Origin of the sequence: Sphingobium rhizovicinum (genome assembly GCF_042647625.1) — a bacterium.
Taxonomy (GTDB): Bacteria; Pseudomonadota; Alphaproteobacteria; order Sphingomonadales; family Sphingomonadaceae; genus Sphingobium; species Sphingobium rhizovicinum.
Genome location: NZ_JBHRVU010000005.1, coordinates 1,077,316 through 1,092,693, shown reverse-complemented (window position 1 = coordinate 1,092,693; position 15,378 = coordinate 1,077,316). Strand labels below are relative to the sequence as shown.

At 64.2% G+C, this 15,378-nt stretch carries 12 protein-coding genes; 6 read left to right on the top strand and 6 right to left on the bottom strand.

Translation table 11 applies throughout. The features are described 5' to 3' along the window. Positions 1 to 29: 29 nt before the first annotated feature. From ACFOKF_RS23740 to ACFOKF_RS23720, 5 genes are all read right to left on the bottom strand, one after another. A complete protein-coding gene (locus ACFOKF_RS23740; protein ID WP_380799084.1) occupies positions 30 to 683 on the bottom strand; it encodes a YjbE family putative metal transport protein in 654 nt (217 codons plus the stop codon). A gap of 256 nt (positions 684 to 939) precedes the next feature. Beyond that, positions 940 to 2,598: a M28 family peptidase gene (locus tag ACFOKF_RS23735; protein WP_380799083.1), complete on the bottom strand. Its 1,659-nt coding sequence runs from the start codon at positions 2,596 to 2,598 to the stop codon at positions 940 to 942. Between the two features lie 47 nt (positions 2,599 to 2,645). After that, positions 2,646 to 4,070, bottom strand: a complete 1,425-nt coding sequence (locus ACFOKF_RS23730; protein ID WP_380799082.1) for a CapA family protein — start codon at positions 4,068 to 4,070, stop codon at positions 2,646 to 2,648. An 89-nt stretch (positions 4,071 to 4,159) separates the two neighbouring features. After that, positions 4,160 to 5,656 carry a sensor histidine kinase gene (locus ACFOKF_RS23725; RefSeq protein ID WP_380799080.1) on the bottom strand — a complete coding sequence of 499 codons (1,497 nt, stop codon included), beginning with the start codon at positions 5,654 to 5,656 and terminating at the stop codon, positions 4,160 to 4,162. A 15-nt stretch (positions 5,657 to 5,671) separates the two neighbouring features. Then, positions 5,672 to 6,337 (bottom strand): response regulator, encoded by a 666-nt coding sequence (locus ACFOKF_RS23720; RefSeq protein WP_380799079.1) that lies wholly within the window; start codon positions 6,335 to 6,337, stop codon positions 5,672 to 5,674. A 258-nt stretch (positions 6,338 to 6,595) separates the two neighbouring features. Between ACFOKF_RS23720 and ACFOKF_RS23715 the strand changes: the two genes are divergently transcribed. The 6 genes from ACFOKF_RS23715 to rutA all read left to right on the top strand — a co-directional run bounded on the left by ACFOKF_RS23715 (position 6,596) and on the right by rutA (position 14,275). Beyond that, positions 6,596 to 8,215 carry a serine hydrolase domain-containing protein gene (locus tag ACFOKF_RS23715; protein ID WP_380799078.1) on the top strand — a complete coding sequence of 540 codons (1,620 nt, stop codon included), beginning with the start codon at positions 6,596 to 6,598 and terminating at the stop codon, positions 8,213 to 8,215. Positions 8,216 to 8,288: 73 nt separating this feature from the next. Next, on the top strand, positions 8,289 to 10,988 hold the full coding sequence (locus tag ACFOKF_RS23710) for a TonB-dependent receptor domain-containing protein (protein WP_380799076.1): 2,700 nt from the start codon (positions 8,289 to 8,291) through the stop codon (positions 10,986 to 10,988). A gap of 219 nt (positions 10,989 to 11,207) precedes the next feature. After that, complete coding sequence (gene rutB, locus ACFOKF_RS23705) at positions 11,208 to 11,936, top strand: pyrimidine utilization protein B (protein WP_380799075.1); 729 nt, start codon at positions 11,208 to 11,210, stop codon at positions 11,934 to 11,936. After that, entirely contained in the window at positions 11,936 to 12,319 is a 384-nt protein-coding gene (gene rutC / locus ACFOKF_RS23700) for a pyrimidine utilization protein C (RefSeq protein WP_380799074.1), read from the top strand. Before rutB ends, rutC begins: the two co-directional genes overlap by 1 nt. A 94-nt stretch (positions 12,320 to 12,413) precedes the next feature. Beyond that, on the top strand, positions 12,414 to 13,196 hold the full coding sequence (gene rutD, locus ACFOKF_RS23695; protein WP_380799073.1) for a pyrimidine utilization protein D: 783 nt from the start codon (positions 12,414 to 12,416) through the stop codon (positions 13,194 to 13,196). Between the two features lie 5 nt (positions 13,197 to 13,201). Then, on the top strand, positions 13,202 to 14,275 hold the full coding sequence (rutA, locus tag ACFOKF_RS23690; RefSeq protein ID WP_380799071.1) for a pyrimidine utilization protein A: 1,074 nt from the start codon (positions 13,202 to 13,204) through the stop codon (positions 14,273 to 14,275). A gap of 24 nt (positions 14,276 to 14,299) precedes the next feature. Here the strand turns inward: rutA and ACFOKF_RS23685 are convergent, their stop codons facing one another. Then, complete coding sequence (locus tag ACFOKF_RS23685; RefSeq protein WP_380799070.1) at positions 14,300 to 15,313, bottom strand: adenosine deaminase; 1,014 nt, start codon at positions 15,311 to 15,313, stop codon at positions 14,300 to 14,302. Between the last annotated feature and the right edge of the window lie 65 nt (positions 15,314 to 15,378).

Genomic DNA, 15,378 nt, shown 5'->3' with positions numbered 1-15,378 from the left:
CGGATCAGCCGCCCCCTTTTTGTCCGGGATCAGAAGAGGGTCATCAGACCCGTCGCCGGATCGATCGTCCCTTCATAGATCATCTTGCCCGCGACATAGAGGATCACCAGCAGACCGAAATAGGCGATGATGCGATAGCGTTCGATCACGCGGGCCAGCAGGTTGGCGGCGATGCCCATCAGCGCGACGGACAGGACCAGACCGATGACGAGGATGCCCGGATGTTCGCGCGCGGCGCCGGCAACCGCCAGCACATTGTCCAGGCTCATCGACACGTCGGCGATGGCGACGGCCCATGCCGCCTGGGCAAAGCCCTTTGGCGCGGCCTTGCCGGCAATATCCTCGGCATCTTCGGCATGTCCGTCCGACCGCAGTTCACGCCACATCTTCCATGCGACCCAGACCAGCAGCAGGCCGCCGGCAAAGACCAGACCCACCAGCTGCATCAGCTGGGTCACGACCAGGGCAAAGGCGATGCGCAGCACCAGCGCGGCGATCACGCCGATTGCGATCACCTTGCGCCGCGATGCGGCCGGCAGCCCGGCGGCCAGCGCGCCGACGACGATCGCATTGTCGGCCGCCAGCATGATGTCGATCAGGACGACCTGGCCAAAGGCGGCGAGGGCGGATGGGGAGCCGAGATTGGAGAAATCGGCGACAATATGGGTCCAGATGTCGTTCATAAATCCTCTCGCCGTTCGCGGGGGCGGGTCTTGGACGCTGGCGTCGCTTCGAACGGCCAGAGGCGCGCAGGCGTCGGGATTCCTGCGGCGTTAGCCGCGCGGAACGCCCGCCGGTTAGACCGGGAAGCTGTCATCAACCTTTCAGCCGCCCGACCCGACATCCGGCGCATAGAGGTGCGGGCGTCGCGACACAAGCCATCAGATGGCGGGCAAGAGGAGGGAAGGGGGCATGGCAATCCCCCTTCCCTGGGCCGGATTATCGGCGCTGCGCCGCAGTGGCGTCGCGGGTAGCGCGAAATTCGCTGTCGCTTGACCAGTTGGGCCAGTCATGGCTGTCGGCGATGCGGCGGCCGACATTGTAGAGCAGGGTCATGTCCCCCTGCCAGCTGCTGGTGTCCCAGCTGGCGTCATATTCGTCGGCCGGCTGATGATAGCGGTCGCGCGTATAGATGTCGCCCAGCTCCTTGCCGCGCGCCGCGCCGCCATTCACCAGTTCGCGGCCGGGGTTGAAGGAAATGGCCGGCACGCCGCGCTTGGCCATGGGGAAATGGTCGGAACGGTAAAAGCTGCCCGCTTCCGGCCGCGCGTCGGGCGTGTAGTGGCGGCCGAGCTTCTCGCCTTCTTCCGTCAACGTGGTGAGCAGGTCCAGCTTGGCTGCGCCGGAAATGCTGAAATTGGTGGTCTTCTCTACGCCGAACGGCCCGTCCATATTGACCACGCCCGCCGTCGTCGCCAGCGGCCGCAGCGGATTGTCGGCATAATATTCGGACCCCAGCAGGCCCTTTTCCTCCGCCGTCACCGCCAGGAACAGTATGCTGCGTTCGGGCTTCGGCCCCTTGGCATAGGCGCGCGCCAGTTCCAGCAGGGCGGCGGTGCCCGATGCATTGTCCTTCGCGCCATTATAGATGGTGTCGCCCTTCGCATCCGGCGCGCCGATACCCAGATGGTCCCAGTGCGCCGAATAGATGACGGTTTCGTTGGGATATGTGCTGCCCTGCACCAGCCCGGCCACATTGTGCGAGGTGATGATTTCCGACTTCACGGCATAGTCGGCGCTCATCGTCGCCTTGAGGGGAATGGGCTGGAAATCCTTCTTGCGCGCCGCCGCCTTCGCTGCGTCGAAATCGATGCCCGATGCGGCGAACAGCCTGGCGGCCAGATCCTTCTGCACCCATCCTTCCATCTGCGTATGCGCGGACTTGGGATCGGCCCGGACGATGTCGAACATGGTGTTGGTGTTGCTGTTCTTGACCGTCGCCCAGCCATAGGATGCCGGCTCGCTTTCATGCACCACCAGCACGCCGGCCGCGCCCTGCCGTGCGGCTTCCTCATATTTATAGGTCCAGCGGCCATAATAGGTCATCAGCTTGCCGCCGAAATCGCCCTCGCCGCCTTCAAAGTCCGGGTCGTTGACCAGCACGACCATGATCTTGCCGTGCAAATCAACGCCCTTGAAATCATCCCAGCCGCGCTCCGGCGCCTTCACGCCATAGCCGACGAAGACCAGCGGCAAATCGGCGAACTTGACGGAGGACTGGCCCGTTTCGGCGGCGCGCACCGCGATTTCACTGCCCTGCGTCAGCGACTGCGCCGCGCCGCCGATCGTCATCGACAAAGTAGGCGTGCCGCTGATGTTCGACATGCGCAGCGGCACGTCCTGATACCATGTGCCCTTTTGTCCCGCGGGCTTCAGGCCCGCCGCCTTCATCTGTGCGGCGATATAGTCGATGGTCTTCACCTCGGCGCGGGTGGCCGGACCGCGACCTTCAAACTCGTCGCTCGCCAGCGTCTTGATGTCGTTGCTGATGCGCGCAACGTCGAAGGTCGGGGCCGATCCGGCGGCGATCGCCATGGCGGACGTGGAAAGCAGCCCGGCGACCGCCAGGAAGGACAGGGATTTGAAAGAGGGCAACATGGTCAGGATACTCCTCGGCCGACGGGCGGCTGATGGGGACATGGGGATCAGTTCGATCCGCTGACGCGGATAATGCCGATCCCGCGCACAATGTCGATATGCGTTCCAAAGGGTTGCGACAGGCGCTGCAACCGGGCGAGGATGCGCGCGCCAACCGTCGCGTCCGCCAGATGCGGCACGCCGCGCCCCGCGCCGGCGGCGTTGACGCCCAGATCGACGGGATAGAGGCGAATTTCGCTCAGCTTGCCATCCTTATACTGGCTGACCGCGATCACCGTTTCATACAGGTTGGGATCGGCAAATTCCTTTGCCCCGCGCGCCTGAAGCAGTTCCGGCGCGGTGACGCTGCCCGGCGTGATGCCGAACTGGTCGTACATGTCGGCGGGCAGGTCATCCAGGCTGTTGTTCATCATCGCGAAGTTGCCGAGCGAATAGAAGATCGGCTTGCCCTTGTAGATTTCGATCCCGCGCAGCTGATGCGGGCCATGGCCGACATAGACGTCCGCGCCCGCATCGATCGCCTGATGCGCCAGCGTCGGCGCGAAATTGGCCGGCGTCTGGAAGGCGTTGCCCGGTTCGTGATTGTGCAGCGAGAAGACGGTGAAATTGCCATTTTGATGGGCCTGACGCACGGCAAGCAGATTGGCGGCCACATCATTGGCATTGAGATCATATTCGATCGTCATCGGCGTGGCGGGGGTGGCGGTCGCGCGATATTCGCGGCCCTTCATCTTCACCGGCGCGCCCGACTTGGTGCCCGCAAGACGCGCGATGGTCGCCAGGTCAGCGTCGGACACCAGCCCGATTTCGGTGCTGCGGATTGCATTCGCGCCGCCGCGCCCCGGCACCTGTCCCAGCGGGTCGGATGCGGGCGACATTGGCGTGAAGCTGGTGGTCGCGGACACCAACCCGACGCGGCCATGCGGCCCGTCAAAATAGGCGGGCGCGCGCGCCGCCGTCATGCTGCGGCCAGTGCCGGCATGGACCAGATGGGCGTCGTCCAGCAGGGCAAGCGTGTCATACAGCCCCTCGACGCCCCAGTCGGTGGCGTGGTTGTTGGCATGGCCGACAATGTCGACGCCCATCTTTGCGACATCGACCGGCACGGCGGGATCGGCCAGCATCCAGGTGCCGCCCGATTCCGCCTGCGGCGACCCCTTGAAGGTCTTGAGGTCGAGCGCGCTCGTTTCGAAATTGCCGAAGGTGACGTCGGCGCCGCGCAATATGGCCAGCATATCGGGCGACTGCTTTTCGATCGTCGCCAGCATCGGCCGCAGGTAGATGAGGTCGCCCACCGCCGCGAAGCTGAAATTGCCGGCAATGGCCGTGCTGGGAACGGTCGCGGTGGTCAGCTTGCCGCCGCTTTCCTCTTCCTCGGCATGGACGGGGATGGAAATAGCGGCCATCAGGGCGACACTCGCCAGCGACAAGGCGCGCACGGATGCGTGGCGGAACAGGGTGGGCAGGATCATGGAGTTTCCCCTTGGCTTCGACCGGAATCGGTTTTGCCAACGGGATAGCCATGGGGGCTGACATGAACCTGTCGTAGCGTAGGTCTTGTTCAGCCGGTCTTGGAGCGGAAGCGGACGATGGCGCACAGGCCCCGGCCCGACCGGCCATCCTCCAGATCGATCGTCGCGCCCATCTGCTGCGCTATGGCGCGTGCGATCGGCAGGCCAAGGCCGGTGCCGGCCGGCGCGTTGCGCGCGGGAATGCGATAGAAGCGATCCCACACCTTGTCGCGCTCGGCCGCCGGGATTCCCGGCCCGTCATCGTCGACCGCGACGATCACGGCGTCGCCGTCGCGGTCGACATGCACCGACACCGTACCGCCCGGCCGGTTATAGCGGATGGCGTTGTCCAGCAGGTTGCCGATCAGTTCGGCCGCCAGCGTCGGCTCGCCGATCGCCATGGCGCGGCCTTCCACATGATTATCGTACCCGATGTCCATGTCGCCCGGCGCTTGCGCCGCCCGCTCGCCCGTCACCGTGGCGGCGACCTCCGCCAGGTCGAAGGGGCGCAGGCGTACGCCGGCCTGATCTTCGCTGCGGGCCAGCGCGATCAACTGGCGCAGCAACTGTTCCAGCGTGTCGATGGCATGGGGAATATCCTGCAAGGCGGCCTTGCCCTGCGGCGAATGCGGGCCATAGCGATCCAGCACGTCCAGTTGCACCCGCGCCACCGCCAGCGGCGTGCGCATCTGGTGCGATGCATTGGCGGTGAATTGCCGCAGCGAATTGGTGACGCGCTCCAGCCGTTCCATCAATCCATTGAAAGCCGCGACGAAGGGCTGCATTTCGACCGGGTCCGTTTCGGTCGTGGTCAGGCGGAAGGTGGGGGATGCTTCGCCGCGCGCGCCTTCCACCTGGCGGGTCAGGTCGGCGAGCGGACGCAGCCCCCATTCGATCGCCCACCAGAACAGCAGGCCCGTCACCACAAGCGCCGCCAGCCCGGCCAGCACCACCTGTTGCAGGAAAGCGCGTTCATAATCGGCGCGATCATCCATATAGTCGGCGATCTGGATCGCGATCAGCTGGTTGTCGCCAGCGGCGCGGCGAATTTCGGTCGCAATTCGGGCGGGCTTGCCGTGCAGCGTGCCGCTGCGCAGATAGGCGGCCTGTGTGACCTGACGTGCATCCGCCAGGTCCAGATAGCCGCGCACCATCGGCGTTTCGCGATAGGCGTTGACGAAGGTCGCGGGCTTGTGCCGGTCGACTACGCCATCCCATGTCGCGTTGTAATCGGCTGGCGGCAGCAAGGCGGGGTCGCCAGCCACCAGCGTCTGACCGCGATAGACGCTGTAGAGCACGACCGGGCGCGCACGCCGCCGCAGCAGATGGATGACCAGCGGCACCAGTCGCTCCCGGTCGGCCGCCGGGCTGTTATAGGCCAGGCTCAGCGTCCGCACCGATCCGATCAGCACCCGATCGACGGTGTTCGCTTCGGTGTCATGCGTCACCAGCGCGGTGAGGATGCAGAACAGCAGCACCAGCGCCGCCAGCGGCATCAGCACGGCGCCGGTCAGCCGCAGGCGCAGGGAATGGGAGGATTGCCGCATCGCCGGGGAGGACCGTCAGCCCGCTTCGATCATATAGCCGAGACCGCGTATGGTGCGGATCGCCGGGCCTGATGGTTGCAGCTTGCGGCGCAGGCGGCCGACATAGACTTCCAGCGCATTGGGCGTGACTGCATCGTCGAAATTGAACACTTCGGCCGCCAGCCTTTCCTTGGCCACAACTTTCCCCGGACGGCCCATCAATGTTTCCAGCACCGCCAGTTCGCGGCGGCGCAGGTCCAGCACGGCGTCGTCCAGATAGACAGTCCTGCTGGATCGGTCGAACATCAGATTGCCGATGCGCAACACCGGATCGGGCGTGCCCTGGCTGCGCCGCACCAGCGCGCGGATGCGCGATTCCAGTTCGCGCGGGTCGAACGGCTTGGCCATATAATCGTCCGCGCCCCGGTCCAGCCCGTCGATCCGGTCGTCCACCATGTCGCGCGCGGTCAGGATCAGGATCGGCGTGGTCGCGCCGCGCGCGCGCAGCCGGCTCAATATGTCCAGCCCGTCCATGTCGGGCAGGCCAAGGTCCAGCACGATCGCGCAATAGGGTTCCTGATCGGCCAGCCGCAGCGCATCTTCGCCATTGGTCAAAAGGTCGACGGCAAAACCGGCAGCCTCCAGCGAGGCGACCATGCCGCGCGCCAGCCGTTCGTCATCTTCCACCAGCAATAATCGCATGACCGTCTCCGCGTCGCGGCGTCCTTTGCAGGCAACAGGAAATTGCGCCGTGCATGGCGCATCCCGATCCAAAAGGGAAGGCTGCGAGTCAGCGGCTTGCCGTTGATTGCGCGCGAACGGCCTTTGGCTGGCATGTGTCAGGTTCATGACAGCGACTCCGTCTAGGCATGCAGGCCAACAGATATTCGCGCCGATGTCGACGCGGAACGACACATCAGCCGCCTGCCCGTGAAAGGGGCGGGCGCAGGGGAATCAGACATGACGATCACACGGCCTTCGTTCGCGGCGGCGCTCCTGTCCTTGTGCCTTGCCGGCGCTGCCCATGCCGCGCCGGCACCGGCGGATGCCGCCAGCCTCGCCCGGCTGGACGCGCTGTTCGCGCGTTGGCACAGCCAGAATGCACCGGGCTGCGCCATCGCCGTGTCGCGCGATGGCCAGGCGATCGCCACGCGCGCCTATGGCATGGCCAGCCTGGAACTGGGCGTTCCCAACAGCGTCGACAGCATTTTTGAGGCCGGTTCCGATTCCAAGCAGTTCACCGCCGCCGCCACGCTGATGCTGGCGCGCGCAGGCAAGCTGTCGCTGGACGATGACATCCGCAAATATGTGCCGGAAATGCCCGATTATGGCGCGCCGGTGACGATTGGCCACTTGTTGCACCACACCAGCGGCCTGCGCGACTGGGGCTCGGTCGCCGCGATCGAGGGCTGGCCGCGCAACAGCCGCACCGCCGACAATCAGGACATGCTGGCCATCGTGTCGCGCCAGAAGGAACTGAACTTCGCGCCCGGCAGCCATTATCTCTACAGCAACAGCAACTTCAACCTGCTGGCCATCATCGTGGCGCGGGTCAGCGGCCAGTCGCTGGCGGATTTCACGCAGGATCATATCTTCAAGCCGCTGGGCATGACCCACACGCGCTGGCGCGACGATCATGGCGATGTCGTGCCCGGCCGCACCGGCGCCTATGATTATGAAGGCAATATCTATCGCAACGATCAGGTGATCGAGGACGCCTATGGCAATGGCGGCCTGCTGACGACGGTGGGCGATCTGGTGAAGTGGCAGGCGGCGCTGGACGCCGACACCTTCGGCCCCGGCTTCACCGCGCAGATGCAGACGCCCACGAAGCTCAACGATGGCACCCCGATCGCCTATGCGTTGGCGCTGGTGAACCTGGATCATCATGGCCAGCAGGAAGTGAGCCATTCGGGATCGACCGGCGGCTATCGTGCCTGGATGGCCCGCTATCCGCAGCACAAGCTGGCCGTCTCGCTGCTCTGCAATAGCGGTAACGCCGATACGCCCACGCTGGGGCGCGCCGCCGCCGACATCTTCCTGCCTGCCTATAAGGCGAAGCCCTATGCGCCAAAGGGCGCACTGCCCGCAGGCGTCTATGCCGATGGCATGACCGGCTTTCCGGTGCGCTTCGACAGCGATGACAAGGGCAATCTGCGCGCCAACGGCACGGTGCTGACGCCGGTCGGCCCGGGGCGCTGGGCGCAGCGCGAGGATATTTTCGCATTCGGCAAGGGCGGTCTGACGCTGGAACATCGTGAAGGGGAGACGATCGCCTATCGCAAGGTCGACGCCGTCACCGCCTTCGATCCCAAGCCTTATGTCGGGCGTTTCTGCGGCGTCGACACCTTCGCTTGCCTCAGCTTCCGGCAGGAAGGCGATCGGCTGATCTACAGCGGGCCGCGCTGGTATAACCAGCCGCTCAAGCCCGCTTATGCCGATGTTTTCACCGGCGAAGCGATGCCGCAATCCTCGCGCATCACGGTCAAGTTCGAACGCGACGCCAGCGGCGCGGTCACGGGCCTGCGCTTTGGCGAAGGCCGCGCCTACGACGTCGCCTTCCGCCGCGTCGCCGACTGAATTTCACGCATCACACAAGAGCCGCTCGGGTCGCGGCCACAACAAAGCCAAGAGCATCAAAAGGGGACTATCCATGTACAAGAATGAAGACGGACTTCGCCGCCTCCTGATGGCCGGCAGCGCGGGGGCCGCTCTGGTCCTCTCGCTCGCTTCGGCCCCCATCGCCATGGCGCAGGACAGCGCTGCCGCTGCGGATGAAGAAGCCGCACCCGCGATCGTCGTCACCGGATCGCGCATCGACCGCAAGGGTTTCGAAGCGCCGACGCCGACCACCGTCATTGGCGAAACCGAACTGCGTCAGGGCGCCCGTCCCAGCATCGCGCAGGTTCTGAACGATCTGCCGCAATTCCGCGCGACCCAGTCGCCCGCCAGCACGGTCGCCAACACCAACTCCTCCTCTTCGGCGATGGACCTTCGCGGCCTGGGCGTCACGCGCACGCTGACCCTGCTCAACAACCGCCGCTTCACCGGCGCGACCGACCTCAACACCGTGCCGCAGGGCCTGGTGAAGCGGGTCGAAGTCGTCACCGGCGGCGCATCGGCCGCCTGGGGTTCGGGCGCGATCGGCGGCGTGGTCAACATCATCCTGGACGATGAGCTGGAAGGGCTGACGATCGGCGCGCAGAACGGCGTATCGTCGCGCGGCGACGGCTATCGCTACGGCTTCGACGGCACCTTCGGCACGAAGTTTGCCGATGGTCGTGGCCACTTCATGATCGGCGCCGAATATCAGAAGGATGAAGGCATTCTTGACCGCAATTCGCGCAAGAATGTCGGCAGCGCCAACATTTTCACGCCGGCTGGCACCGACGCCAGGCCGATCCTGGTGCGTGACGTCAACGCCTCCAACACCAGCCTGGGCGGCCTGATCACGGCGGGCACGCTGCGCGGCCAGACTTTCAACAGCGACGGTACGCTGCGCCCCTTCCAATATGGCAGCATGGTCAGCGGCACGACCATGGTCGGCGGCGAAGGCGTCGCCACCAACGATGAATATTCGCTGACCAATCCCTATCAGCGCGTCAACAGCTATGCTCGGGCCAGCTTCGAAGTGGGCGACGCCACCTTCTGGGCGGACGGCAGCTACAGCCGCATCTGGGCCAAATATCCCTTCTACGCGGAAAGCGGCACTTACACCCTGTCGGCCAGCAACCCCTATCTGTCGGACACGATCCGCAGCCAGCTGGCCGCCGCCGGTGAAACCAGCGTCAAGGTCGGCCGCGTGTTCGAGGATTATGGCTACCGCACCTTCGGCTATTATCGCCAGAATGTGGAAGGTTCGGTGGGCGTCGACGGCAGCTTTGCCGACGGCAAGTGGCGCTATTCGGCTTATTACAGCCATGGCGAAAACCGCAACATGCAGAGCTATGACAACCAGATCACCGGCGCGAATCTGACCAGCGCGCTGGACGCAGTACGGGATGCGAGCGGCAACATCGTCTGCCGCGTTGCGCTGACCGATCCGACCACGGCCTGCCGTCCGCTCAACATCCTGGGCACCGGCACCGCCAGCCAGGGCGCGATCGACTATGTGTTCGGCAACACTGCGCGCGTCGTCTACACGACCAAGATGGACAGCGCCGGCGCGAGCTTGCGTGGCGATCTGTTCGAAACCTGGGCCGGTCCCGTCTCGGTCGCGGTCGGCGCCGAAGCGCGCTGGGAAGAACAAGTCACCAACAGCCTGGACGCCACCTCAGCCGCCAAGGGTTTCAGCCGCTTCAACTTCTCGCCGCTGAACGGTGGCTTCAATGTTCAGGAAGGTTTCGGCGAAGTCGCCATCCCGTTGCTGGATCAGCCTTTCAGCAAGCTCGACGTCAATGGCGCCGCCCGCTACAGCCGTTACAGCACCAGCGGCGGCATCTGGTCGTGGAAGCTGGGTCTGACCGATCGCATCTTCGACAATCTGCTGATCCGCGTCTCGCGTTCGCGTGACATTCGCTCGGGCAGCCTGGCGGAGCTTTACACCACCACCACGACCAGCTTCACGACCGTCGTGGAAGCCGACGAGGATAATGTTCAGCGGACCTATTCGATCACCCGCTTTGGCGGCGGCAACGCGAACCTGAAGCCGGAAATCGGCAGCACGCTGACTCTTGGCGCAGTGTTCACGCCGACTTTCCTGCCGGGCTTCAACCTGTCGGTCGACTATTACAACATCAAGCTGAAGGACGCGATCACCTCGCTCGGTGCGCAGGATGTCGTCAGCGGCTGCGCCGGCGGCAACGCCAATCTGTGCAGCCAGATTGTGCGGGACAGCGCCGGCGCGCCCACGACCATCTACACCACCTATATCAACCTGGCCGAATATCGGACCAAGGGCGTGGATATGGAAGCCAGCTACACCCTGCCGCTCAGCAAGGTCAGCGGCGGACTGGGCGGCACGATGCGCTTCCGTGGTCTGGCGACCTATGTGCCCAAGGTGATCATCGACGGTGTGAACCGCGCCGGCGATGTGGGTGACAATGTCAGCTATGGCACGCCGCACTGGCGCGCGACCGGATCGGTCAACTACACCAATCAGGATGTGTCGATCGACGCCCGTGTCCGCTATGTCGGCGGCGGCAAGTTCAACCATCAGCTGGACATCGTGAACAATGACATCGCCTCGCGCGTCTATGTCGACCTGGGCGGTCAGGTGAATATCGACAAGTTCACCCTGTTCGCGAACGTCAACAACCTGTTCGATCGCGATCCGCCGCTGACCACCTATGGCGCGATCCACTATGACACGATCGGTCGTTACATGACTGTCGGGGCGAAGGTTCGCTTCTAAAACCTGTTCGGCGCTGCGCCTTCGGGCGCATCCGTCCGGGTCCGCCCCACCACAGACCACCCGGATATGCTACCCTGATGGGTGGATTGCCGGAGGAGCGGACTCGATAAAATAGGAAAAAGGGCGGCGTGTCTGTTGGACGCGTCGCCCTTTTTCATGGGCTTGCATCCTGCCTGCGGTTCGGGGAAGCTATGCTCTCATTCAGGGAGAAGCGCCTTCATGCCGGTTGTCGTCACCCCGCCATTGACCGGAACCGCCAGCGTCCTGCTGCCTGCGCGGCCCGAACCGATCCGGGTCGATCCGTCGAGCAGCGCCGTCATCGTCATCGACATGCAGAATGCCTATGCCTCACCGGGCGGCTATGTCGATTTGGCGGGGTTCGACATCGGCGGCGCAGCAGGGGTGATTGGCCGGATCGCACAGGTGCTGGATGTGGCGCGCGGCGCGGGCATGCCCGTTGTCTATCTGCAAAATGGCTGGGACGCCGACTATGTCGAGGCGGGCGGTCCCGGCTCCCCCAACTGGCACAAGTCCAACGCGCTCAAGACAATGCGGGCGCGCCCCGAACTGAAGGGGCAGCTGCTGGCGCGGGGCGGCTGGGATTATGAACTGGTCGATGCGCTGGCCCCCCAGCGCGGCGATATCCGCGTCCACAAGACTCGCTACAGCGCCTTCTTCAACAGCCAGCTCGACAGCGTGCTGCGCGCGCGCGGCGTGCGCACCCTCATCTTCGTCGGCATCGCCAGCAATGTCTGCGTCGAATCGACGCTGCGCGACGCCTTTCACCTCGAATATTTCAGCGTCATGCTGGACGACGCCACCCATCATCTGGGGCCGGATTTCGTCCATCAGGCGACGCTCTACAATGTCGAGAAATTCTTTGGCTGGGTCAGCACTGTCGCGGATTTCTGCGGCAGCGTCGGCCAGTTGCCGCAAGGAGACGCCTGATGCCATTCGAACCGATCAACCCGCCGCAATTCCCGACGCCGATCGCGCCCTATTCGGCCGGGGCGAAGGCGGGGAACACCGTCTATGTCTCCGGCGTGCTGGCCCTGGGGGAGGGCGGCACGGTGTTGCATGTGGGCGATGCCGCCGCCCAGACCCGCCATGTGCTGGACGTGATCAAGGTGACGCTGGAGGCGGCCGGCGCCAGTCTGGAGGATGTGGCGATGAACCATATCTTCCTCAAGGATCTGGCCGATTATGCCGCGTTCAACGTCGTTTATGCGGACTATTTTCCCGGCGCGAAGCCTGCCCGCTACTGCATCCGCGCTGATCTGGTGAAGCCCGACTGTCTGGTGGAAATCGCTTCGGTAGCGCACATTGGCTGATTCTCGCACCGTCCCAACCCCCGTTCGGTTCGAGCCTGTCGAGAACCATGCGCATGGTTCTCGACAGGCTCGAACCGAACGGACGGGATGTTGAATGCCGATCGCTGATGGCCTTTACTACGAAATCCATGGAGCGTCCGACGCACCACCACTGATCCTGTCGAGCGGATTGGGTGGATCGGCGAGCTACTGGGCGTCCAACACCCCCGCATTGGCAGAGCATTTCCGCGTCATTGCCTATGACCATCGCGGCACCGGGCGCAGCGATCGCGCCTTGCCCGCAACGACGTCTGTTGAGGATATGTCAGCCGATGTGATCAGCCTGATGGATGCGCTGGCAATCGATACCGCGTCCTTCATCGGTCATGCGCTGGGCGGCATGATCGGTATCGAAACCGCGATCATGACGACGCGTATCGATCGGCTGGTGGTCATCAACGGTTGGCGAACGCTAGATCCGCACACCAGCCGTTGCTTCGACGTCCGGCTTGACCTGCTGCGTGACAGCGGTCCCGCCGCTTTTCTGCGTGCGCAGCCCCTGTTCCTGTTTCCACCCGACTGGATTTCGGCGCACGATGCGGCGCTGGTTGAGGAGGCCGGGCATCAACTCGCCCATTTCCCGGGCACTGCCACCGTCGAAAAGCGGATCGCCGCTGTCCGCGCCTATTCACCTGAACTGTTGGATATGGCGGCTACTGGCCACTGGCTGGTCATTGGCACGCGCGACGACATGCTGGTGCCACTGACCAGTGCGCTGGACGTCGCCAGCCCTGTTCCCTGGGCCAGTCGCTTCACCTTCGATTGGGGCGGCCACGCCTGCAACGTCACCGATCCCGAAACCTTCAACCGCATCGTCCTCGATTTTCTCAGGAGCTGAAAACCATGCAGGTCGGCGTCTTCATCCCCATCAACAATAATGGCTGGCTGATTTCGGAGAATGCGCCGCAGTACAAGCCCAGCTTCGACCTCAACAAGGAGGTGGCGCTGCGGGCGGAGAAGCATGGGTTCGATTTCCTGCTGTCGATGATCAAGCTGCGCGGGTTCGGCGGGAAGACGGAGTTCTGGGAATATGGCCTCGAAAGCTTCACCCTGATGGCGGGCCTTGCCGCCGTGACCGAGCGGATCAAGATTTTCGCCACCTGCCCCACGCTGATCATTCCGCCCGCCTTTGCCGCGCGCATGTGCAACACCATCGACAGCATCAGCCATGGCCGCTTCGGCCTCAACCTGATCACCGGCTGGCAACCGCCCGAATATACGCAGATGGGCCTGTGGCCGGGCGAGGAGCATTTCCGCAACCGCTATGCGATGCTGGACGAATATGCCCAGATTTTGCGCGAATTGTGGGAAAGCGGCACATCGGATTTCAAGGGCCAATATTATAGCATGGACGATTGCCGCGTCTGGCCGCAGCCAACCGGCGACATGAAGATCATCTGCGCGGGATCATCCGACGCCGGCCTCGCCTTTTCGGCCAAATGGGCGGACTATGCCTTTTGCCTGGGCAAAGGCGTCAACACGCCCACCGCCTTCGCCTTCAACAATGACCGGCTGGCCGCCGCCACCGCGAAGACCGGACGCGACGTGCAGGTCTTCGTGCTCGTCATGGTGATCGCCGCCGAAACGGACGAGGCGGCGATGGCGAAATGGCAAAGCTATAATGACGGCGTGGATTTGGACGCCATCGCCTGGCTGGCGGAGCAGGGCGCGAAGGATCAGGTGAATGCCGACACCAATGTCCGCCAGCTCGCCGCGCCCGAAGGCGCGGTGAACATCAATATGGGCACATTGGTCGGCAGCTATTCCAGCATCGCGCGGATGCTGGATGAGATGGCGCAAGTGCCCAATACCGGCGGCGTGCTGCTGACCTTCGACGATTTTCTGGAGGGCGTCGACGCGTTCGGCGCCCATATCCAGCCGCTGATGAAGAGCCGCGCGCATATCGAAGCAGGCTGATGCAGCCTGCGCCGGCGCGTCGCCTCAATGGGCGGCGAGCCAGGCGTCGACCTTGGCGACATGGGCCTGCGCCACCTCTTCAGGCAGGAAGGCGCCGGTGAAGCTATTGCGGGCGAGCTGCGCCAGCGCCGCCTTGTCCAGCCCGCGCGCCTGCGCGATGGCGCGATAATTGTCGGCGACATAGCCGCCAAAATAGGCCGGATCATCGGAATTGACCGTGGCCTTCAGGCCCAGCGCCAGCATCCGGTCGATCGGATGCTCCTCGATCCGGTCGATCACGCACAGCTTCAGGTTGGACAGCGGACAGACGGTCAGCGTCATACCCGACCGGACCAGCCGATCGACCAGCGCCATGTCCTCCAGCGCGCGATTGCCATGGTCGATCCGGTCGGCCTTCAGCAGGTCCAGCGCCTGCACCACATAATCGGGTGGCCCTTCCTCACCGGCATGGGCGACCAGACGCAGCCCTTTCGCCGCGGCGGCGGCAAAGACGCGGGCGAATTTCTCGGGCGGATGGCCCAGTTCCGATGAATCAAGGCCGACCGCCGCGATCCGGTCCAGCCAGGGTTCGGCCATGGTCAGCGTGTCGAACGCGGCCTCTTCGCTCAGATGGCGCAGGAAGCTCAGGATCAGGCTGCTGCTGATGCCGTGCCGGGCCTCAGCCTCCGCCATGGCCGACAACAGTCCCTCGATCACCTCGGCAAAGGGGATGCCGCGATCGGTGTGGGTCTGTGGATCGAACATGATTTCGGCATGGATGACGCCATCGGCGGCGGCGCGGTCGAAATAGGCGGCGGCGAGGTCATGGAAATCCGCGCGCGTCCGCAGCACATCCGCCCCGGCATAGTAAATATCCAGGAAATCCTGCAAATTACTGAAGGCATAAGCCGCCCGCACATCCTCGACAGAGGCATAGGGGATGGCCACGTCATTGCGCCGGGCCAGCGCGAACATCAGTTCCGGCTCCAGGCTGCCTTCAATATGCAGATGCAGTTCGGCCTTGGGCAGGCCGGTGATGAAATTGTCAAGATCGGTCATCGCCCCTGTTTAGAACGCGACTCCGGCAGCGGCAAATGCAATATTGGCGATGCCCGGTTGCCGGG

Excerpts from the sequence above, each read along its gene's own strand:
- ACFOKF_RS23720 (WP_380799079.1), bottom strand. The coding sequence starts at position 6,337 with ATGCGATTATTGCTGGTGGAAGATGACGAACGGCTGGCGCGCGGCATG.
- rutC (WP_380799074.1), top strand. The coding sequence starts at position 11,936 with ATGCCATTCGAACCGATCAACCCGCCGCAATTCCCGACGCCGATCGCG.
- ACFOKF_RS23685 (WP_380799070.1), bottom strand. The coding sequence starts at position 15,313 with ATGACCGATCTTGACAATTTCATCACCGGCCTGCCCAAGGCCGAACTG.
- ACFOKF_RS23735 (WP_380799083.1), bottom strand. The coding sequence starts at position 2,598 with ATGTTGCCCTCTTTCAAATCCCTGTCCTTCCTGGCGGTCGCCGGGCTG.
- rutD (WP_380799073.1), top strand. The coding sequence starts at position 12,414 with ATGCCGATCGCTGATGGCCTTTACTACGAAATCCATGGAGCGTCCGAC.
- ACFOKF_RS23710 (WP_380799076.1), top strand. The coding sequence starts at position 8,289 with ATGTACAAGAATGAAGACGGACTTCGCCGCCTCCTGATGGCCGGCAGC.
- ACFOKF_RS23725 (WP_380799080.1), bottom strand. The coding sequence starts at position 5,656 with ATGCGGCAATCCTCCCATTCCCTGCGCCTGCGGCTGACCGGCGCCGTG.
- ACFOKF_RS23715 (WP_380799078.1), top strand. The coding sequence starts at position 6,596 with ATGACGATCACACGGCCTTCGTTCGCGGCGGCGCTCCTGTCCTTGTGC.
- rutB (WP_380799075.1), top strand. The coding sequence starts at position 11,208 with ATGCCGGTTGTCGTCACCCCGCCATTGACCGGAACCGCCAGCGTCCTG.
- ACFOKF_RS23730 (WP_380799082.1), bottom strand. The coding sequence starts at position 4,070 with ATGATCCTGCCCACCCTGTTCCGCCACGCATCCGTGCGCGCCTTGTCG.
- ACFOKF_RS23740 (WP_380799084.1), bottom strand. The coding sequence starts at position 683 with ATGAACGACATCTGGACCCATATTGTCGCCGATTTCTCCAATCTCGGC.
- rutA (WP_380799071.1), top strand. The coding sequence starts at position 13,202 with ATGCAGGTCGGCGTCTTCATCCCCATCAACAATAATGGCTGGCTGATT.